The 18,639-nt window shown below is 67.9% G+C and carries 15 protein-coding genes and 1 riboswitch; of the genes, 7 read left to right on the top strand and 8 right to left on the bottom strand.

What is annotated here, in order from left to right; genetic code table 11:
- Positions 1-28: 28 nt before the first annotated feature.
- Complete coding sequence (locus ACK4HL_RS04335; protein WP_409756817.1) at positions 29-1,375, top strand: aspartate aminotransferase family protein; 1,347 nt, start codon at positions 29-31, stop codon at positions 1,373-1,375.
- Positions 1,376-1,464: 89 nt separating this feature from the next.
- On the opposite strand, the gene ACK4HL_RS04330 is transcribed toward ACK4HL_RS04335, so the two are convergent.
- Genes ACK4HL_RS04330 through ACK4HL_RS04315 form a run of 4 tightly spaced genes read right to left on the bottom strand, consistent with a single transcriptional unit; the run spans position 1,465 to position 7,001 of the window.
- Positions 1,465-3,129: a Na/Pi cotransporter family protein gene (locus ACK4HL_RS04330; protein WP_409756816.1), complete on the bottom strand. Its 1,665-nt coding sequence runs from the start codon at positions 3,127-3,129 to the stop codon at positions 1,465-1,467.
- An 8-nt stretch (positions 3,130-3,137) separates the two neighbouring features.
- On the bottom strand, positions 3,138-4,598 hold the full coding sequence (gene phnY / locus ACK4HL_RS04325; RefSeq protein ID WP_409756815.1) for a phosphonoacetaldehyde dehydrogenase: 1,461 nt from the start codon (positions 4,596-4,598) through the stop codon (positions 3,138-3,140).
- A 1-nt stretch (position 4,599) separates the two neighbouring features.
- A complete protein-coding gene (gene phnA, locus ACK4HL_RS04320; protein ID WP_409756814.1) occupies positions 4,600-5,838 on the bottom strand; it encodes a phosphonoacetate hydrolase in 1,239 nt (412 codons plus the stop codon).
- Between the two features lie 2 nt (positions 5,839-5,840).
- Complete coding sequence (locus ACK4HL_RS04315) at positions 5,841-7,001, bottom strand: 2-aminoethylphosphonate--pyruvate transaminase (protein WP_409756813.1); 1,161 nt, start codon at positions 6,999-7,001, stop codon at positions 5,841-5,843.
- 95 nt (positions 7,002-7,096) lie between these two features.
- Between ACK4HL_RS04315 and ACK4HL_RS04310 the strand changes: the two genes are divergently transcribed.
- From ACK4HL_RS04310 to ACK4HL_RS04295, 4 genes are all read left to right on the top strand, one after another.
- A complete protein-coding gene (locus ACK4HL_RS04310) occupies positions 7,097-7,972 on the top strand; it encodes a LysR substrate-binding domain-containing protein (RefSeq protein ID WP_409756812.1) in 876 nt (291 codons plus the stop codon).
- Positions 7,969-8,787 carry a carbon-nitrogen hydrolase family protein gene (locus ACK4HL_RS04305; RefSeq protein ID WP_409756811.1) on the top strand — a complete coding sequence of 273 codons (819 nt, stop codon included), beginning with the start codon at positions 7,969-7,971 and terminating at the stop codon, positions 8,785-8,787. The genes ACK4HL_RS04310 and ACK4HL_RS04305 overlap by 4 nt, the downstream gene beginning before the upstream one ends.
- A gap of 66 nt (positions 8,788-8,853) precedes the next feature.
- Positions 8,854-9,414 (top strand): LemA family protein, encoded by a 561-nt coding sequence (locus ACK4HL_RS04300; protein WP_409756810.1) that lies wholly within the window; start codon positions 8,854-8,856, stop codon positions 9,412-9,414.
- The gene (locus tag ACK4HL_RS04295; RefSeq protein WP_409756809.1) at positions 9,414-11,321 is read left to right on the top strand and encodes a DUF2207 domain-containing protein; all 1,908 of its coding nucleotides are present in this window, start codon (positions 9,414-9,416) and stop codon (positions 11,319-11,321) included. The genes ACK4HL_RS04300 and ACK4HL_RS04295 overlap by 1 nt, the downstream gene beginning before the upstream one ends.
- Before the next feature lie 183 nt (positions 11,322-11,504).
- Here the strand turns inward: ACK4HL_RS04295 and ACK4HL_RS04290 are convergent, their stop codons facing one another.
- Genes ACK4HL_RS04290 through thiB form a run of 4 tightly spaced genes read right to left on the bottom strand, consistent with a single transcriptional unit; the run spans position 11,505 to position 16,563 of the window.
- Complete coding sequence (locus ACK4HL_RS04290; RefSeq protein ID WP_409756808.1) at positions 11,505-13,310, bottom strand: ABC-F family ATP-binding cassette domain-containing protein; 1,806 nt, start codon at positions 13,308-13,310, stop codon at positions 11,505-11,507.
- An 18-nt stretch (positions 13,311-13,328) separates the two neighbouring features.
- Complete coding sequence (thiQ, locus tag ACK4HL_RS04285) at positions 13,329-14,045, bottom strand: thiamine ABC transporter ATP-binding protein (RefSeq protein ID WP_409756807.1); 717 nt, start codon at positions 14,043-14,045, stop codon at positions 13,329-13,331.
- Positions 14,042-15,592, bottom strand: coding sequence for an ABC transporter permease subunit (locus ACK4HL_RS04280; protein WP_409756806.1), 1,551 nt, complete (start codon positions 15,590-15,592; stop codon positions 14,042-14,044). The genes thiQ and ACK4HL_RS04280 overlap by 4 nt, the downstream gene beginning before the upstream one ends.
- Complete coding sequence (gene thiB / locus ACK4HL_RS04275; RefSeq protein ID WP_409756805.1) at positions 15,568-16,563, bottom strand: thiamine ABC transporter substrate binding subunit; 996 nt, start codon at positions 16,561-16,563, stop codon at positions 15,568-15,570. Before thiB ends, ACK4HL_RS04280 begins: the two co-directional genes overlap by 25 nt.
- Before the next feature lie 43 nt (positions 16,564-16,606).
- Positions 16,607-16,713: riboswitch (TPP riboswitch) on the bottom strand.
- 59 nt (positions 16,714-16,772) lie between these two features.
- Between thiB and ACK4HL_RS04270 the strand changes: the two genes are divergently transcribed.
- Both ACK4HL_RS04270 and ACK4HL_RS04265 read left to right on the top strand, forming a co-directional pair.
- Positions 16,773-17,414, top strand: a complete 642-nt coding sequence (locus ACK4HL_RS04270; RefSeq protein ID WP_409756804.1) for a thiamine diphosphokinase — start codon at positions 16,773-16,775, stop codon at positions 17,412-17,414.
- Positions 17,407-18,624, top strand: a complete 1,218-nt coding sequence (locus tag ACK4HL_RS04265; RefSeq protein WP_409756803.1) for a class I SAM-dependent RNA methyltransferase — start codon at positions 17,407-17,409, stop codon at positions 18,622-18,624. The genes ACK4HL_RS04270 and ACK4HL_RS04265 overlap by 8 nt, the downstream gene beginning before the upstream one ends.
- Positions 18,625-18,639 lie beyond the last annotated feature (15 nt).

Genomic DNA, 18,639 nt, shown 5'->3' with positions numbered 1-18,639 from the left:
GTCAATTCCAACGCAAGGCGCAATGCACATGTCCTCTGCCGCAGCTCTTCCCCAGCATATTCACTCGACAGGCGATCTCCCGAAAGTGGCCTGGGCGAAGGGCAGCTATGTCTATGATGTGGACGGCAAGCAGTACATCGACGGCTCGGGCGGGCCCGCCGTCTACTGCATCGGGCATTCGAACCCCGAGGTGAACGGCGCGATCAAGGAGCAGCTGGACCGCATCGCCCACGGCTACCGCTACAATTTCTCCTCCGACGCGCTGGAGGAGCTGACCGAGATCATCCGCCGCCGCTGCGGCGGAACCCTCAACAACATGGTCTATGTCACGGGCGGCTCCGAGGCCGTCGAATCCTGTCTCAAGCTGGCGCTGCAGTATCACGCGGCCAACGGCGAGATGAGCCGCCGGCGCTTCATCGCGCGCGAGCGCTCCTGGCACGGCAACACGCTGGGCGCACTCTCCGTCTCCGGCTTCCTCGAGAGGAAGCGCGCCTTCGAGGGCTCGCTGCTCGACGTCTCCAGGCTTTCGCCGGCCAATTCATACCGCCCGGTGGCGGGTGCGACGGCCAAGACGGTGGGCGAAGCCTGCGCCAAGGAACTCGAGGACGAGATCCTGCGGGTGGGCCCCGAGAAGATCTGCGCCTTCGTCTTCGAGCCGGTCGTGGGTGCTGCGGGCGGCTGCGTGCCGGCACCCGAGGGCTATGCGAAGCGCGTGCGCGACATCTGCGACAAATACGGCGTGCTGCTGATCTCCGACGAGGTGATGTGCGGCGCCGGCCGCACCGGCACCTGGCGCGCCCTCGAGCAGGACGGCGTCGAGCCCGACATCATGTCGGTGGCGAAGGGCCTGGCCGCCGGCTACCTGCCGCTCGGCGCCGCGATCTACACCGACCGGGTGGCGGACGTGATCCACGGAAAGCACGGGGCGCCCATGACCGGGCACACCTTCACCGGCCACACCGCCTGCTGTGCCGCGGGCGTCGCCGTGCAGAAGATCGTCGAGCGCGAGAGGCTCGTCGAGCGGGTTCATGCCATGGAAGGAAAGCTCCGCTCCATGCTCGTCGAGGCGACGAAGGGCATAGAGGCGGTGGGCGACATCCGCGGCCGCGGCTTCTTCCAGGCGATCGAGCTCGTGGCCGACCGCACGACGAAGAAGCCCTTCGGCGCCGAGCGCAAGCTGTTCATGAAGATCCGCCAGCGGGCGTTCGACAACGGCCTCATCTGCTATCCCGTGGGCGGCAACGTCGACGGCGTCAACGGCGACGTGGTGATCCTGGCGCCGCCCTACAACGTGACCGATGACGAGCTCGTCGAGATCGTCGACAAGACCGCTGCCTCGATCCGCCAGGTGCTGAAGGCCGAAGGGCTGGCGTGACGGCCGCCCCGGGCCGCCTATTGACTTTATTCCTACAGCGTGCTAGGCATTTCTTCCTTGAAGTGCCTGCTGCTGATTGACATCGTGAATCAACTTTCCTGCCTGAGGCGCGAGCCCCGGAGCAGCCCCGCCGCATCGACGATGGGGTAGCCCGCCGAGACCACCAGCGCGTTGATGCGGTTCAGGTCGCGGATGATGTCCACGTAGAGCGCGCTGCGGCGGAGAGCTGCGCCCTTGCCGCGCGAGCCGGTGCGGAAATGCTTGTCCAGCACCTCGTTCTGGAGTTCGCGGAAGGCATCCTTCTGGGAGATGAGGCGCTTCGCCCCCTCGACGTCGCCGGAGGAGAGAACCGCCGTTGCGAGCTTCAGATTGTCGTGGATGATGCGGCAGAGATTGTCGAGCGAGGCGATCTCGTCTTCCGTGAAGGAGATCGCTTCCCGCACCTTGGCCTCGACGCGCCCCGCCAGGTTGAGCTGCACGACGTCGCCTGCGTGCTCGAGATTGCTGACGTAGAGGGTGAGTTCCAGCGCCCGCCGGGACTCGGTTGGCGAAAGCTCGTCGGCGAGTTCCGCCAGATAGGCCTGGAGCTGCGCCTGGTAGACGTTGAGCCGCTCGTCCATCGGCTTCAGCTTCTTCAGCCCCTCGAGCGTGTCGGAGCGGAGCGAGTCGAGGGCGGTGTCGAACATGCGCTCGAGAAGCTCGGTCATGCGCACGGTTTCGAGCAGCACGTTGGCGAGCGCCACGGCGGGGGTGCGCACCGCCTTGGGATCGAGATAGCGCGGATGGGCGAGCCGGTCCTTGTCCTGCGCGTCCTCCGGCAGGAGATAGGCCATGAACCTCGCCACGAGGCCCGTGAAGGGCAGGAACACGAGCCCGACCAGGATGTTGAAGGCGGCGTGGAAGCCCACCGCCTTCTCGACAGGCCCCACCGGCAGCATCTCCACGTGCGGCGTGATCCATTCGACGAAGACCAGGCCCAGCAGGGCGAGGATGGCGCGGCAGAGGAGGTTGGCGAGTGGCAGGCGCCGCGCCGAGGGTGGCTCTGCCAGCGTCGCGGTGACGGCGGGAAGCCCGCCGCCGAAATTGATGCCGAGGATGAAGGCGAGCGCACCCCCGATCTCGAGGCTGCCGTTGGCGAGGAAGGTGGCGATGAGCAGGATCACCGCGAGCGAGGAGTGGAACAGCCAGGTGAGTGCCGCGCCGATGAGGAAGGCAAGGAAGGGTTCGCGGCCGACGGCGGCGAGCACGTCATGGAACAGCGTCGCCGTGCTCAGGGGAGCCGATGCTTCCTTGATGAGGGTGAGGGAGAGCAGCATCAGCCCGAGGCCGATCAGGATGCGCCCCAGATTGTGCGGGCGGAGCTCGGCCGACCAGGAATGGACGACATAGCCGGCGAACAGCAGGATCGGTGAGGCCCAGAGCGCGAAGCCCGAGCCCGAGGCGAAGATGGAGGAGACGATGGCCGAGCCGACGTCGGCGCCGAGCAGCACGGCGAGCCCCAGCGCCGTGCCGATCGCGCCCGAGGCGGCGAGACCCGCCACGATCAGCGTCATGGCGGTGCTGGAACCGAGGATCGCCGTGGCGACGCCGCCGCCCATGAAGGCGGAGAGGCGGTTTCCCACCCGGTGCTCGATGAAGTTCCGCAGCCGCTCGCCCCAGGCCCGCATCACGCCGGTGCGCACCATGCGCACGCCCCAGAGCAGGAGGGCGATCCCGCCCAGGAGGTTGACGATGACGGCGGTGCCCGGGTTCAACTAGGTTCTCATTGCGGCCAGGGAAGCGACCATGTCTTGACGTTGGTGAAGAATTTCATGGCTTCCATGACGCCTTCCTTAACGCCGTTGCCCGAATCCTTGATCCCGCCGAAGGGCGACATTTCGATACGGTAGCCCGGAACCTCCCAGATGTTGACCGTGCCGACGTTGAGTCCTTCGATGAATCGGGTGATCCGCGACAGATTGTTGGTGCAGACGCCGGAGGAGAGGCCGAAGGGCGTCGAATTGGAAATCCGGATCACCTCGTCGTCGTCATTGGGCACGCGGACGACGGGAACGACGGGGCCGAAGGTTTCCTCGAAGACGAGCTCCGAATGGTGCGGCACGAAATCGACCGTGATGGGCGGCAGCAGCGCGCCCTTGCGGCCGGGATCGTAGAGCACCTTGGCACCCTGCTCGGCGGCCTTGTAGACGCGGGCTTCGAACGTCCTCGCGGCCTCCTCGTGGACGACGGTTCCGAGATCGGTCGCGGGGTCCATCGGGTCGCCGAACCTGATGGCCTTGGCCTTCGCCAGCACCTTTTCCACGAAGCGGTCGGCGACGCGCTCCTGCACCAGGATGCGCTTCACCGCCGTGCAGCGCTGGCCGGAATTCCGCGTGGCGCCCGCCGCGGCGAGTTCCGCCGCCTTGTCGAGGTCGCTGTCGGAGAGATCGTCGAGGATGATCAGCGGGTCGTTGCCGCCGAGTTCGAGGGCGGCGCGCTTGTAGCCCGCCTTGCCGGCGATGATCTTGCCGACGCGCACGCCGCCGGTGAAGGTGATGACGTCGATCTCGGGGTTCGTCACCATTTCATCGCCGATGTCCTGCGGCCAGCCGGTGACCACCTGGAACATCTCGGGCGGAAGCCCCGCCTCGTAGAGGATGTCGGCAAGCGCGATGCAGGTGAGCGGCGTCAGCTCGGTGGGCTTGGCCACCACGCAATTGTTGGTGGCGATGGCCGGGGCCACCTTGTGCGACACCATGTTGAGCGGGTGGTTGAAGGGCGTGATGGCGGAGATGACGCCGACGGGCTCGCGCTTGGTGAAGATCTTGCGCGGCTTGCCCTGGGGGGTGAGGTCGCAGGAGAAGATCTGCCCGTCGTCCAGGATCGAGAGCTGGCCCGCCAGCGAATAGACGTCATAGGCGCGGCCCACCTCGTAGAGCGAGTCCTTCTTGGAAAGGCCGAGCTCCAGCGTGATGAGGTCCGAGAGCTGGTCCTTCCGTGCACGGATGAGCTCCGCCGTGCGGAAGAGGATCTGCTGGCGCTCGTAGCGGGTGAGCTTCGGCTTGTAGCTCCGCGCGATGGCGAAGGCCTGGGCGGCATGCTCGGCGCGGCCCGCCGGCACGGTGCCGATCACCTCGTTGGTGTAGGGGTAGTGCACCGGCACCACGCCATCCGCCTTCACCTTCCTGCCGCCGATGCGCATCGACTCCTCGATCAGCGGGCGGCCCGTGACAGCGACGTTCATTTCAGTTCTCCACGATATGGTTGCATCCGAGCGCGAAGGCATCGAAGTTGCGGAGCTTCGCGGGTGCGTTGACGAACTTGCGGTTGGCGATCACCGGAACCTCCTGCTCGGTGAGGCCGCCATGCGAGCGGAGCGGCTCGTCGAGCCCCGAGAGATCGTGCTTGTCGCGCGAGGTGCCGATGACCTTCGAGCGCCTCGGCCCGCCGGAGACGACCACGACGTCGCCCATCCTGTCCTCCGGCAGCTCGTAGCGCGCGCAGGCCTCGTTGCGGTCGAGCACGGCATCGATGCCGTCCTGCCTGGCGATCAGCGCCATCACCTCCTTCACGTCCGGCCCATAGGCATAGACCGTGGCGAAGCTGCCGAGCGCGCCGTGATGGACGACGTAAGGGTCCGTGATCGGCAGGATGACCTTCGTCTTGCCCTTGCCGAAGGCCTGGTCCAGCACGTCCTGAAGGTAGAGCACGTCCGGCTCGCCGTTGGAGAGGTGCTTGTCCTTCATGCCGTGGTCGGCGACGATGACGAGGATGGCGCCGGCCCGGTCGAGCTGGCCCAGATATTTGTCCATCATCGCGTAGAAGCGGTTGGCGCCCTCCGAGCCCGGCGCGTATTTATGCTGCACGTAGTCGGTGGTGGAGAGATACATGAGATCGGGCTTCATGCGCTCGAGCAGCTTGACGCCGGCGGCGAAGACGAATTCCGAAAGCTCCGCCGAATAGACGTCCGGCACGCCCATGCCGACCATGCCGCAGGCGTCGGCGATGCCGTTCTCCGCCATGCTCACCTTGTCCGCCTTCTCGGAGGAGAAGGCCACTGCCGTGCCGTCGAAGGCGAGGCCCTTGCCGAGAAGAAGGCGGAGCTTGTCCTTGGCCGTCACCATCGCGATCTTCGCGCCCTGCTTCTGGAACGCCTCGAAGATGGTGGGTGCGCGCAGCCACTTCGGATCGTTCATCATGGTTTCCTGGCCGGTGGCCGGGTCGATCAGGTAGTTGCCGCAGATGCCGTGGACGGCGGGAGGCCGCCCCGTGACGATCGAGAGATTGTTGGGGTTGGTGAAGCTCGGGATGACCGAGAGCCCGCGCCGGTTCTCGCCCTTCTCGATGATGCGCCGGAGATTCGGCATGAGGCCCTTCGCCATGGCGATTTCCATGTAGTCGGGCTCGCTGCCGTCGCAGCAGATGACGACGAGCGGGGCCGTGGGCCAATCGTAGCTGCGGCCATTGACGGTGACGGTTCTCATCGTCACGCCTCGAGCGGCGAGAGGTCGGTGACGTTCATCTCCGCCAGCACCTCGCGGATCGCGGCGAGAACGCCCGCCATCACCTTCTCGTCCACCTTGCCGATGGTGCCGATCCGGAAGCTCGGGCGCCTGGTGAGCTTGCCGGGATAGATGGCGAAGCCGCGCAGCCGGAGGTCCTCGTAGAAGCGTTCGAAATGGAAATGGGGATCGCGCGGCGTGAGGAAGGTCTGGATGATGGGGCCCGCCTCGTTGTCCGAAAGCAGCGTCGAGAAGCCCATCTCGCGCATGCCCTTGATGAGCACCTGGGCGTTGCGGGCATAGCGGCGGCCGCGCGCCGCGACGCCCCCTTCCTCGGCGTGCTCGCGCATCGCCTGGTGGAAGGCGACGAGCGCGTGGGTGGGCGGGGTGAAGCGGAACTGGCCATTGGCCTCGAGCCCCTTCCACTGCTCGAAGAGATCGAGCACCACGGAGTGGCTGTGCCCCTTCGAGGCCGCCAGCATGTCGTGCTTCACCAGCACGTAGGAGAAGCCGGGTACCCCCTCGATGCACTTGTTGGAGGAGGAGACCATCACGTCGATCCCGTCCTTCATGTCGAGTGGAAGTGCCCCGAAGGAGGACATGGCATCGACCATGCAGGTCTTCCCGCGCTGCTTCACCGCGCGGGCGATGTCCGCGATCGGGTTGACGATGCCGGACGTCGTCTCGCAATGGATGACCCAGACATGGCTGATCTCGGGGTCGGCCTCGATCGCCGCGATCACCTCGGCGACGGTTGGGGCGGCACTGTCGCCCTTGTCGATCTTGGCGTGCGGCCGGCCGATCTTGGCGAGGATCGCCGCGGCCCGGTCGCCATAGGCGCCGTTGGCGACGACCAGCGTCTTCCGGCCCGTGGCCGGGCAGAAGCTGCCGAGCGCCGCCTCGATGGCGAAGGTGCCGGAGCCCTGCATGATGACGCATTCATACGTTTCGTCGCAGCCGGCGAGATCGAGGAGCCCCTTGCGGATCTCGGCGACGACGCGGCGGAACTCGACATCGCGCGAGCCCCAGTCGGCCAGCATCGCGGCCTTGACCGAGCGCGAGGTGGTGAGCGGCCCGGGGGTGAGGAGATAGGGCATGTCCTCCTGGCCGGGAGGACCGTCGAAGCGGCGGGCGAGCTTGTCCATGGCGAAATCCTCGGAATGTTTCGGCGCCGAACATGTGCGCTTGACCATTATCAGTCAAATCGTATGTTCTTATGAACCCCATAAGTTGAGGTGATATGCGCCACGCCCAGCTCAAGGCCTTCCACGCCGTCGCCGTCCACGGTGGATTCTCCCGCGCGGCGGAGGCCTTGGGCCTCACCCAGCCCGCCGTGTCCGACCATGTGCGGAAGCTCGAGGAGGCTTACGGCGTGCAGCTCTTCACGCGCGCTGCCTCCGGCGTGTCCCTCACCGACATGGGGCGCAAGCTCTTCGCCATCGCCGAGCGGCAGTTCGAGGCGGAGGCGCAGGCGGCGGAACTCCTCTCGCGCGGGCGGACGCTGGAGGAGGGCCAGCTCACCATCGGGGCGGATGCCGCCGTGCACATCCTGCCCGAGCTCGCCCGCTTCCGGCTCCGGCACCCCAAGCTGAGCCTGAGGCTCGTCACCGGCAATTCCGCCCAGCTGCTGAGAAGGCTCGAGGACTTCTCGATCGACATCGCCGTGACGGCGGAACGCCCTCCCGAGCCCTCCTTCCTCGCCCGCAAGCTCAGGAGCGACCGGCTGGTGGCGGTGGTGCAGCGCTCCTCCAAGCTCGCGAGGCTGAGGGAGATCGGCTTCGGCGAGCTCGTCCGGCTGCCGCTGATCCTCCGGGAGGAGGGTTCGATGACGCGAAGGCTGCTCCTCGAGGAGGCCGCGCGCCGCGGCCTGGCGATTCCCGCCGCGATCGAGATCGAGAGCCGCGAGGCCGCGCGCGAGGCCGCCGCACATGGCCTCGGCCTCGCCATCATGTCCGAGGGCGAGCTCGTGCCCGACGGCAGGCTCGCCGTGCTCGCTGTCCCCGACTGGGGGACCGAGATGGAGGAGTGGATGATCTGCCTGAAATCGCGGAGCGCGCTGCACGTGATCCGCTCCTTCTTCACACCGGAGGCGGAGAAGGCTAAGGAGAAGCCATGAGCTTCAGGGCCGCCTGCATCCAGAACACCGCCACGACCGATATCGGCCACGACATCGGCGTTCTCGGCGCGATGATCCGCGAGGCCGCGGGCCGGGGCGCGGCCTTCGTGGCCACGCCCGAATATTGCGCCGGTCTCGACACGCGCGAGGGCAAGCTGTTCCCCGTGGCCTTCGAGGAGGCGGAACACCCGGTGCTGCCCGCCATGCAGGCGCTGGCCGATGAACTGAGGATCTGGCTGCTCCTGGGCTCGATCGGCGTCAAGGCGCCGGACGGGCGCATCTTCAACCGCAGCTTCATGCTCGACCCCGAGGGCCGGATCGCCGCGCGCTACGACAAGATCCACCTCTTCGACATCAATCTCGGCGAGGGCAGGGTCTATCAGGAATCCGCCACCATCGCCGCTGGCCACAAGGGCGTGGTGGCACCCTGTGCCGAAGGCATGATCGGGCTGTCGATCTGCTACGACATCCGCTTTCCCCAGCTTTACCGCTCCTATGCGCAGGCGGGAGCCCAGATGCTCGCCGCGCCCGCCGCCTTCACCAGGGTGACGGGCGAGGCGCACTGGCACGTGCTGCAGCGGGCGCGCGCCATCGAGAACGGCGCCTATGTGATCTCGCCCTGCCAGAGCGGCACGCTCTTGGGCGGTGCCGAGTGCTTCGGCCATTCGCTGATCGTCGACCCGTGGGGCCGCGTGCTCGCCGACGGCGGCGAGGAGCAGGGCATCATCACCGCCGAGATCGACCTCGAACTCGCGGCCGACACGCGCCGCCGCATTCCCTCGCTGAAGCACGACAGGCCCTTCGCCGTGCCCTGACCTCCTCCTTGCCTCGCCCATCCGGAAGCCTCATATTCGCTTGCACGGGGAAAGGGAGCACAGCGCATGTTCGGCTACGGTCTTCTGGGACTCATCGTCCTCATCGGCGGCTATCTCGTCTGGGCCTACAACGCGCTGGTCCGCAACAAGAACCTGGTTGAGGAGGGCTGGAGCGGCATCGACGTGCAGCTGCGCCGCCGCGCCGACCTCATCCCCAACCTGATCGAGACGGTGAAGGGCTATGCGAGCCACGAGGAGAAGCTGTTCCGCGACATCGCCGAGCTGAGGGCGAAGTCGATCGCGGGCGGCACGGTGGCCGAGCAGTCCGCCGTGGGGCAGGCGATGACCGCGGCACTCGGCCGCCTCTTCGCCATCGCCGAGGCCTATCCGGAGCTGAAGGCGGACGCCAATTTCCGCGACCTGCAGGACAAGCTCTCGCACATCGAGGACGAGATCCAGCTGTCGCGGCGCTACTACAACGGCTCGGTCAGGAACCTCAACACCATGATCGAGAGCTTTCCCACCAACGTGATCGCCAATCAGTTCAGCTTCCGGAAGGCGGAATTCTTCGAGATCGGCGACGCCGCGGCGCGCGAGGTGCCGAAGGTGGATTTCAAGACACGCTGATGCGCCTCCTCCTCGCCTTCACGCTGCTGCTGGCCCTCCTCCTGCCGGCACGCGCCGAGGAGCAGATCCAGAACTTCCTGAGCGACGTGACGGTCAATGCCGACGCCTCGCTCACCGTGCGCGAGACGATCACGGTGGTGGCGGAGGGAGACGAGATCAAGCGCGGCATCCTGCGCGACTTCCCCACCACCTACAGGGACCGCAACGGCCAGCGCGTGGTCGTGGGCTTCGAGGTGCTGGGCGTCAGGCGCGACGGGCGCGAGGAGCCCTATGCGCTGGAGGCGATCTCCAACGGCACGCGCATCCGCATCGGCGACAAGGACGTGTTCCTCCAGACGGGCGCCCACCGCTACGAGATCACCTACCGCACGACGCGGCAGATCGGCTTCTTCGCCGAGCATGACGAGCTCTACTGGAACGTCACCGGCAATGGCTGGAGCCTGCCCATGGCCGCGGCCCGCGTCGAGATCCGCCTGCCTGAGGGTGCGGTCATTTCGGGCCATGACGAATATACCGGCCCGCAGGGGAGCACGGCGAGCGATGCCCGGGTGCTGGAAGCGAACGGCAGCCGCTATGCGGCGGAGACCACGCGGCGGCTCGCGCCCTATGAGGGCTTCACGGTGGCGGTGGGCTGGCAGAAGGGCATCGTCGCGCCGCCGACAGAGGGCGAGAAATGGGCGTGGTGGCTCTCCGACAATGCCGGGCTCTTCGCGCTGGCGCTGGGGCTTTTCGTTTCGGGCGGTTATTTCCTCTATGCCTGGAACCGCGTCGGGCGGGATCCCGCCAAGGGCACCATCATTCCCCTCTTCGCGCCGCCCAAGGGACTGGGACCCGCCGGCGTTCGCTACGTCTGGCGCTACGGCGCGGACGACAAGGGCTTCGCCGCGGCACTCGTCGGGCTGGCGGTGAAGGGCCGGATCAGGATCAGCGACGAGGAGGACAGCTTCACCGTCACCAAGCTGGCGAAGCCGGAGAGGGCGCAGCCGCTCACCGCCTCGGAGGCCGCACTCCTCGGCGCGCTCCCCTCCGGCAACCTGCACCTGAAGCAGGCAAGCAACGCCACCGTCCGCTCGGCGCGCCAGGCGCTCGACCGGTCGCTCAAGGGCGAGCATGACGGCACCGTGTTCCTGCGCAATCTGCGCTGGTTCGCGGGCGGGCTCGCGATCTCCATTCTCTGCCTGATCGTGGCTGCCGTGCTGCTTCCGCCGGAGGATGGCCTCACGGGCCTCTTCGCGATGATCTGGACGACGATCTGGTGGGGGGCGATCCTCGGCGTGGGATGGGCCTCCTTCAAGGGCGTTGCCTCCGCACCCGGCATCTGGCGGAAGATCTCCTCGCTGTTCGGGCTCGTCTTCCTCATTCCCTTCGTGGGCGCCGGCCTCATGGCCCCTGCCCTCTTCCTCTCCGAGGGCGGCGGCTCTCCCGGCCTCTACATGCTGGTGGGAACGGCGGTGCTGCTGGGGCTGATCAACGTGGTCTTCTATCACCTGCTGCGCGCCCCGACCGAGACGGGCCGCCGCCTCCTCGACCAGATCGAGGGCTTCCGCCTCTATCTGGCGACCGCCGAGGAGGAACGCCTCAAGGTGCTGCATCCGCCGGAGAAGACGCCGGAGCTTTTCGAGCGCTACCTGCCCTATGCCCTGGCGCTCGACTGCGAGAACGAATGGAACGCCAAGTTCGCCGCCGTGCTCGCCGCCGCGGCGGCCGCGGGCGCCGCGGGGCCTGCCTGGTATTCCGGCCGCCGCTGGGACGCAGGGCGCAGCGGCCGCTTCACCGAAAGCCTCGGCCGCAGCCTCGCCGCGACGGTGGCGGCTTCCTCCGCCTCGCCCCCGGGGCGAAGTTCGGGGCTCGGCGGCGGCGGCTCCTCGGGCGGCGGCGGCGGCGGGGGCGGCGGCAGCGGCTGGTAGCCAAGAGCGGAGTGAGCTGTGATGGAACCGCGGCGGCTCCCGCTTCATGACGTCATTCCGGCGACGGCCGGACTCCGGCTCATGCGTCAAACAGTCAGTTGCCAAAAGCTGGACCCCGGCCTCTCGCCCCCGGTGACGGAAAGATGAAAAGCGAGGGTGAGCTCGCCTGACTTCGTTCCGGCTCTAGCCCTCCAGCGCCTCGCGCTTCATTTCGAGTTCGAGCCACTGTTCTTCCGCCTTCGCCAGTTCCTCGCGGGCGGAGGAAAGCCGTGCTGCAGCCGAATCGAAGCCCCTCGGATCGCGCGAGAAGAAGGAGGGATCGGCGAGCCGCGCCTCCAGCGTGCCGATCTCGTCCTCGAGCTTCTTCATGGCCGCGGGCAGGGTTTCGAGCGCATGCTTCTCCTTGAAGGTCAGCTTGCGCGGCGCGGCCGGGGCCTCCGGCTTGCGCGCGGGCGCTGAACTCCGGGGTACATCGGCCTTCACCTTCCGCGCCTGCACCCCCTGGCCGCGCTGCGCCAGCATGTCGGAATAGCCGCCGGCATATTCCGTCCACTTCCCATCGCCATCGGCCATCAGCACGGAGGTGGCGACACGGTCGAGGAAGTCGCGGTCATGGCTGACGAGCAGGATGGTGCCCTGGTAGTCGGCCAGCATCTCCTGCAGCATGTCCAGCGTCTCGAGATCGAGGTCGTTGGTGGGCTCGTCGAGGACAAGGAGGTTCGAGGGCCTGGCGAGTTCGCGCGCCAGGATGAGCCGCCCGCGCTCGCCGCCCGAGAGCACGCCGACCGGGGTGCGCGCCTTCTCCGGCGGGAACAGGAAGTCCTTCATGTAGCTGACCACGTGCTTCGTCTCGCCATTGACCGTGACCGAGGAGCCGCGCCCGTCGGTGATGACGTCGGCGAGCGTCGCTGCGGGATCGAGGCTCTGCCGGCTCTGGTCGAGCGTTACGGGCTGGAGATTGGTTCCGAGCCGAATCGTTCCGGCATCGGGCAAGATCTCGCCGGTGAGGAGCTTGACGAGCGTGGTCTTGCCCGCCCCGTTCGGACCCACGATCCCCAGCCTGTCGCCGCGCATGACGAGGAGATCGAGATTGGCGACGATGGGTCTCTGGCCGAAGCTCTTGGAGACCCCCTTCGCCTCCGCCACCAGCTTGCCCGAGAGATCGCCCGCCGAGGCCGCCATGCGCACGGCACCCTGCTGGCCCACATGGTCCTTCCGCTCCTTCCTCAGGCTGGCGAGAAGTTCGACGCGGCGCATGTTGCGCTTGCGCCGCGCCGTGACGCCGTAGCGCATCCAGTGCTCTTCCTGCTCGATGCGCTTGGCGAGGAGCTGCTGCTCGGCCTCCTCCTTCGCCAGCACCTCGTCGCGCCAGCTCTCGAAATCGGCGAAGCCGCGCTCGAGCCGCCGCGACATGCCGCGGTCGAGCCACACGGTGCGGTTCGAAAGCCGCTCGAGAAAGCGCCTGTCATGGCTGATCAGCACGAAGGCGGAGCGGAGCGAGGCGAGCTCGGCCTCGAGCCATTCGATGGCGGGAAGATCGAGGTGGTTGGTGGGCTCGTCGAGGAGCAGGATGTCGGGCGCCGGCGCGAGCGTGCGGGCGATCGCGGCGCGGCGGATCTCGCCGCCGGAGAGCCGTCTCGGATCCTCATCGCCCGAAAGGCCGAGCTCGCGCAGGAGATAGGCGCAGCGGTGCGGATCGTCCGCCGGCCCCAGCCCCGCCCCGACATAGTCGAGCACCGTGGCATGGGCCGAAAGATCCGGTTCCTGCGGCAGGTAGCGGATCGTCGTGCCCGGCTGCAGCCAGCGCTCGCCCGCGTCGGCCTCGATCATGCCCGCGGCGATCTTGAGGAGGGTGGACTTGCCCGAGCCGTTGCGGCCGACCAGCGCCACGCGCTCGCCCTCGGCCACCGCGAGCTCGGCGTTCTCGAGAATGGGCCTGCCGCCGAAGGTGAGGCCGATGCCGCGAAGGTGAAGGAGGATCCTGCTCATGCGAGAAGGGCTCCTACCTCAAAGGGGCTTGCTTCTCCAGTCCCCCAGATAGGCCGCGAGGCCGGGGATGTCCGCGGCGGCGAAGAGTTCCGCCGTGGGCCGGAGCGCCGCGACGCGGCCGTTCTCGAGATAGGCCGTGTGGCTCGCGGCATATTCGGCATCCTCCGGCTGGTGCGTGACCATGAGCACGGTGAGGCCCCTCGCCTGCTGCATGGCGCGGAGGAGATCGAGCATGTCGCGGCGCTGCGCGGGACCCAGCGCGGCGAAGGGCTCGTCCAGCAGCAGCACCGGCCTGTCGCGCACCAGCGCACGGGCCACGGCGACGCGCTGGCGCTCGCCGCCCGAGACCTCGCCCGGCTTGCGGTGGGCGAGCGCTGAAAGCCCGACCTCCGCCAGCGCCTGCTCGACGCGCTTCTCCTGCGCCCGATCGAGCCTCGCGCCGGGCGATATCCCGAGCGCCACGTTGGTGCGCAGGTCGAGATGCGCGAAGACGTTGTTGTCCTGGAAGATCATGCTGACGGGCCGCCTGTCCGGCGGCAGCTCAGTGACGTCCTCGCCCGCGATCAGCACCCGGCCGGAGAGCGGCTGCTCGAAACCGGCGATGAGATTGAGAAGTGTGGACTTGCCGCCGCCCGAGGGCCCTATCACCGCCGTGATGGAGGCCTTCGGGAAGCTGGCGTCGAACAGCATCTTCATCTCCTCGTAGCGGAAGGAGACCGCTTCGAGCCGGATCATCGCGCCGCCCCCCAGCGCTCGGCAAGCGAGGAGAAGACGAGCACGATAGCACTCAGCACCAATGCGGTGCCGATCGCCTCGTCGAAGCGGTAGCTTCCCATCTGGCGGTAGATCAAGGAGGGGAGCGTCATGAAGTCCTGCGTGCCGAAGAGCGAGATCGCCGTCAAGTCGCCGAGCGAAAGGATGAGCGCCAGGACGAGCGCAAGCCCGATCGCCCGCTTCATGGCGGGAAGCTCGACGAGGCGGAAGCGGTTCCAGCCCGCGATGCCGAGGCCGAGGCACAGCCTGTCATGGGATTCGGCGGAGCGGGAAAGTGCGGGGAGCAGCACCCTGGCGACGAAGGGCAGCGACATCATCGCATTCATGGCGATCACCAGGAAGGCCGAAAGGCCGGCGACGCCCGCATGGGCGATGAGCGTCACGAACCAGCCGGTGGCGAGGGCAGCAGGCGGCACGATCCACGAGGTGAGGACGGCAAGCGCGGTGATCCTGCGCCACGCCCCGCTCCTCACGGCGAGAACGGCCAGCGCCCAGACCAGCGCGAAGGCGAGGATCGCGCTCGCCGCGCCGAGGCCGAGGCTCGTCAACAGGGCGCGGAGCAGCACGGGGGATGGAGAGACGCGCATGACCCCCGCGCTCACCAGTGCCGCGAGCGGCGGCAGCAGCAGCAGGAGCGCGAGGAGGACGATGCCCGCATCGAGGAGGCGCGAGGGGCCCGAGCGCCCGTCATAGCGCCGGGGCGAGATGCGGAGCACCGGCCAGCCCTGCGCCAGCCCGCCCCATCGCTGGGCGAGCAGCGCCAGCCCGCCGCACAGCAGGAGCTGCACGAAGGCCAGCATGGAGGCGCGCTGCGGATCGAAATCGGCCCGGAGCGATTGGTAGATCGCCACCTCGAGCGTGGTGGCGCGAGGGCCGCCGCCGAGCGTCAGCACCACGGCGAAGCTGGCGGCGCAGAGCAGGAAGATGAGGAGCGCCACGCCGGGCACCCCGGCCCGGAGTGTGGGCCATTCGAGGCGCCGCCAGTAGTCCCGCGGACGGAAGCCCAGCTGCGCGCCGAGCTTCCAGCTCTCGGGCGGGATGCGCTCGAGGTCGGAGAGGAGGAGCCTGGCGGCGAGCGGCACGTTGAAGAACACGTGCGCGAGCAGGATGCCCTGGAGCCCGTAGATGTCGAAGAACCCGCCGAGCCAGCCTCTCGCCCCATAGACCTCGATGATGCCGATGATGACCACGATCGACGGCAGCGCCAGCGGCAGGTTGAGAAGCCTGAGGATGAGCCCGCGCCCGAAGAAGGAGGGCCTTCTCGCCAGCGCCCGCGCGAGCGGCAGCCCGAGCCCCACCGAGATGAGCGTCGAGAGCCCCGCCTGCAGCAGGGTGAAGCTCAGCACACGGATCACATAGGGGTCGAGCCCCTGGAGGCCCTGCGCGAGGCCCAGCCGCAGCACGGGCAGGAAGCCCGCCGCCAGCGCGAGGAGGAGGAAGGCGAGCGCCGCAAAGGCCGGCGCCCGCGATGGCCGGTAGCCTGTCACTTCGCCGTGGCGTTCAGCCACTCGTCGATCCAGGCGCGGCGGTTCTTCTCCACCTCCTCCGGCGTGAAGAGCAGCGTCTTCACCGGTTGCACCAGCTCGCCGAAGGCGGGCGGCAGCGACGCGGAGGTCTGGCCTGCGGGGAACATCCAGTTGCTGGTGGGGATCTGGTCCTGGAAGCCCGGGCCCATCATGAAGGCGAGGAACTTCTTCGCCAGCTCCTTCTCGGGGCTGTTCTCGATCAGCCCCGCGACCTCGACCTGCAGGTAATGGCCTTCCGTGAAGGAGGCCGCCTTGTAGCGCGTGCTGTTTTCAGCGATCACGTGGTAGGCGGGCGAGGTGGTGTAGGAGAGCACCATCGGCGCCTCGCCCTTGGTGAAGAGCGCATAGGCCTCCGACCAGCCCGGCGTGACCGTGAGGATGCGGGGCTGGAGCTTCTTCCAGGCCTCCGCCGCCTTCTCGCCATAGACGCTCTTCATCCACAGGAGGAAGCCGAGGCCCGGCGTGGAGGAACGCGGATCCTGCAGCACGATCTTCTGAGCCGGATCGCCGTTCACCAGTTCGTCGAGCGACTTCGGCGGCTGCTTCATCGTCTCGCTGTCGTAGACCACGGCGAAATGCGCATAGTCGAAGGGCATGAAGGTTTCGTCCGCCCACGGAATGGGTGTCTTCGCAAGGCCCACGTCCAGCCCGTGCTTGCCGAAGAGGCCCGTGGCCTCCGCTTCCGCCGTGAGGTTGGTGTCGAGGCCGAGCACCACGTCGGCCTTGGTGTTCCTGCCTTCGAGCTTGAGGCGGTTCAGCATGGCGACGCCGTCGCCAGGCGCCACCCATTCGAGCGTGCAGCCGCACTCCTTCTCGAAGGCCTCCTTCACCTTGGGGCCGGGGCCCCATTCGGAGACGAAGCTGTCATAGGTGTAGACGGTGAGCGTCTCCTGCGCTGCGGCGGGAACCGCAAGGCCAAGAAGCGCGAACAGGGCAGTGAGTGTCTTCTTCATCGTACCTCCATTCGCCGTTGGATGGAGGTTTGGACGTTCTGGGAGAACATCCGCCCGCAATCCCTCCGCCGGCATGATCCGGATCAGGTTCAGCGGGTCCGGGGAATGTCCCCGTCTCAGCCGCCTAGCGCGGCACCCCGTTGAGAGCATGGCGAAAGCTAGGGCTTCGGGCGTGCGCTGGCAAGGCGCATTTGCTAGAAGCCTCGCCGATGACCCGATTTGCAATCCTCCTTGGCGGCGACCTCACGGTGACCGCCCGCCTCAGGGCCCAGATCAGGGGCGCCCGCGTGATCGCCGCCGACAGCGGCATGATGCATGCCGCCACCCTCGGCCTCATGCCCGAACTCTGGGTGGGCGATTTCGATTCCGCCGGCTCCGAACTCACCATGCAATACCGCGACGTGCCGCGCGAGAGCTTCCCCGCCGAGAAGGATGCAACCGACGGCGCCATCGCGGTTGCGGAGGCCATCCGCCGCGGCGCGACCGAGATCGTCCTGCTCGGCGGCCTCGGCGGTCAGACGGACCACACCGCGGGCCTTCTCGGCCAGAGCATCGAGATCGCCCGCAAGGGGCTCGCCTGCCTCCTCTCCAGCGGAATCGAAGAGGCCTGGCCCGTCATCCCCGGAAGCATGGAGGTGGCGCTGCCGCCGGAGACGCGGCTCAGCATCATTCCCTTTTCCGATCTCGAGGGCCTCGACCTTGCAGGCGTCAAGTGGCCGCTCCTGAAGCGCAGCGTGCCGCTCGGCTCGACGCTGACGCTCTCCAACGTTGCGCTCGGCCCGGTCAGGATCGCGGTCTCCTCCGGGCATGGCGTCGCCATCGCCTATCCGCCGCTCGAGTTCCATGTCTGAGATCGCCTTGCGCATCGACGGGATGGGTCGCCGCGGCGAAGGCGTGGCCCATCACGCTGGCCGCGCGCTGTTCGTGCCGGGAACGCTGCCCGGGGAAGAGGTCAGGGCCAGCGGCGAGGGCGAACGGCTCACGCTCGCGGCGATGGAGCGCGCCTCGCCGGACCGCATCGCCCCCTTCTGCAAGCATTATGGCCGCTGCGGCGGCTGCCAGCTGCAGCACTGGCGCGAGGAGCCCTACCGCGCGTGGAAGGCGGCACTGGTGGCGGAGTCCCTCGCCCAGCGCGGCATCGCCGTTGCCGCGCCGGAGATCGTCGATGCCCATGGCGCGGGCCGCCGCCGCGTGAGCCTGCACGTGCGGCGGAAGGGAAGCGACGTGACGGCGGGCTACATGGCGCCGAGAAGCCACGACCTCCTGGACATCGACCGCTGCCCCATATTGGAGCCCGCTCTTGCACCGGCCTTCGACATCGGCCGCGCCATCGGCGGCCGCCTCGGTGACTGCGACGTGGCGCTGACCGCCACGCTGACCGGCCTCGACGCCAGCGTGAAGGCCGGGCGCAAGCTCTTCGAGAAGGAGCACGCGCATCTGGCGTCACTCGTCACGGAACTGCGCCTGGCCCGGCTTTCGGTGAACGGCGAGGTGATCGCCACCGCCGTTCAGCCGCGCGTGGCCGTTGGCCGCGCCGAGGTGGCGCTGCCCCCGGGAGGCTTCCTGCAGGCGACGGCACTGGGCGAGGAAACGCTTGCCCGGCTCGTCGTCGAGGATGTCGGCAGGGCGAAGAGCGTGGCCGATCTCTTCTGCGGCATCGGCCCCTTCACGATCCGCCTCGCCGGGCGGGCGAAGGTCGAGGCCCATGACAGTGACCGCGCGGCGATCGCGGCACTCGCTGCGGCGGCGAAGTCGACCGCCGGCCTGAAACCGCTCACCGCAACCGTGCGCGATCTCTTCCGCGAGCCGCTGGTGCCGAACGAGATGAAGCATCTCGAGGCGGTTGTCTTCGATCCGCCGCGCGCCGGGGCGGAGGCGCAGGCGCGGCAACTGGCGCGCTCGCAGGTGAAGACGGTGGTGGCCGTCTCCTGCGATGCGGGAACATTCGCCCGCGATGCGGAGATCCTGGTCAAGGGCGGTTACGCGCTGCAGCGCCTCACCGCCGTCGACCAGTTCAAATGGTCCTCGCATGTGGAGATCGTGGCGCTGTTCGCGCGATGACCTGTGACGCTGCTG

Source organism: Aestuariivirga sp. (assembly GCF_046294715.1).
Lineage (GTDB): Bacteria > Pseudomonadota > Alphaproteobacteria > Rhizobiales > Aestuariivirgaceae > Aestuariivirga.
This window is presented reverse-complemented; position numbering and strand designations above follow the sequence as displayed.

What these genes read in the sequence shown, in the direction of transcription:
- ACK4HL_RS04335 (WP_409756817.1), top strand. Translation starts at nt 29, where the DNA reads ATGTCCTCTGCCGCAGCTCTTCCCCAGCATATTCACTCGACAGGCGAT.
- phnY (WP_409756815.1), bottom strand. Translation starts at nt 4,598, where the DNA reads ATGAACGTCGCTGTCACGGGCCGCCCGCTGATCGAGGAGTCGATGCGC.
- phnA (WP_409756814.1), bottom strand. Translation starts at nt 5,838, where the DNA reads ATGAGAACCGTCACCGTCAATGGCCGCAGCTACGATTGGCCCACGGCC.
- ACK4HL_RS04315 (WP_409756813.1), bottom strand. Translation starts at nt 7,001, where the DNA reads ATGGACAAGCTCGCCCGCCGCTTCGACGGTCCTCCCGGCCAGGAGGAC.
- ACK4HL_RS04310 (WP_409756812.1), top strand. Translation starts at nt 7,097, where the DNA reads ATGCGCCACGCCCAGCTCAAGGCCTTCCACGCCGTCGCCGTCCACGGT.
- ACK4HL_RS04305 (WP_409756811.1), top strand. Translation starts at nt 7,969, where the DNA reads ATGAGCTTCAGGGCCGCCTGCATCCAGAACACCGCCACGACCGATATC.
- ACK4HL_RS04300 (WP_409756810.1), top strand. Translation starts at nt 8,854, where the DNA reads ATGTTCGGCTACGGTCTTCTGGGACTCATCGTCCTCATCGGCGGCTAT.
- ACK4HL_RS04295 (WP_409756809.1), top strand. Translation starts at nt 9,414, where the DNA reads ATGCGCCTCCTCCTCGCCTTCACGCTGCTGCTGGCCCTCCTCCTGCCG.
- ACK4HL_RS04290 (WP_409756808.1), bottom strand. Translation starts at nt 13,310, where the DNA reads ATGAGCAGGATCCTCCTTCACCTTCGCGGCATCGGCCTCACCTTCGGC.
- thiQ (WP_409756807.1), bottom strand. Translation starts at nt 14,045, where the DNA reads ATGATCCGGCTCGAAGCGGTCTCCTTCCGCTACGAGGAGATGAAGATG.
- thiB (WP_409756805.1), bottom strand. Translation starts at nt 16,563, where the DNA reads ATGAAGAAGACACTCACTGCCCTGTTCGCGCTTCTTGGCCTTGCGGTT.
- ACK4HL_RS04270 (WP_409756804.1), top strand. Translation starts at nt 16,773, where the DNA reads ATGACCCGATTTGCAATCCTCCTTGGCGGCGACCTCACGGTGACCGCC.
- ACK4HL_RS04265 (WP_409756803.1), top strand. Translation starts at nt 17,407, where the DNA reads ATGTCTGAGATCGCCTTGCGCATCGACGGGATGGGTCGCCGCGGCGAA.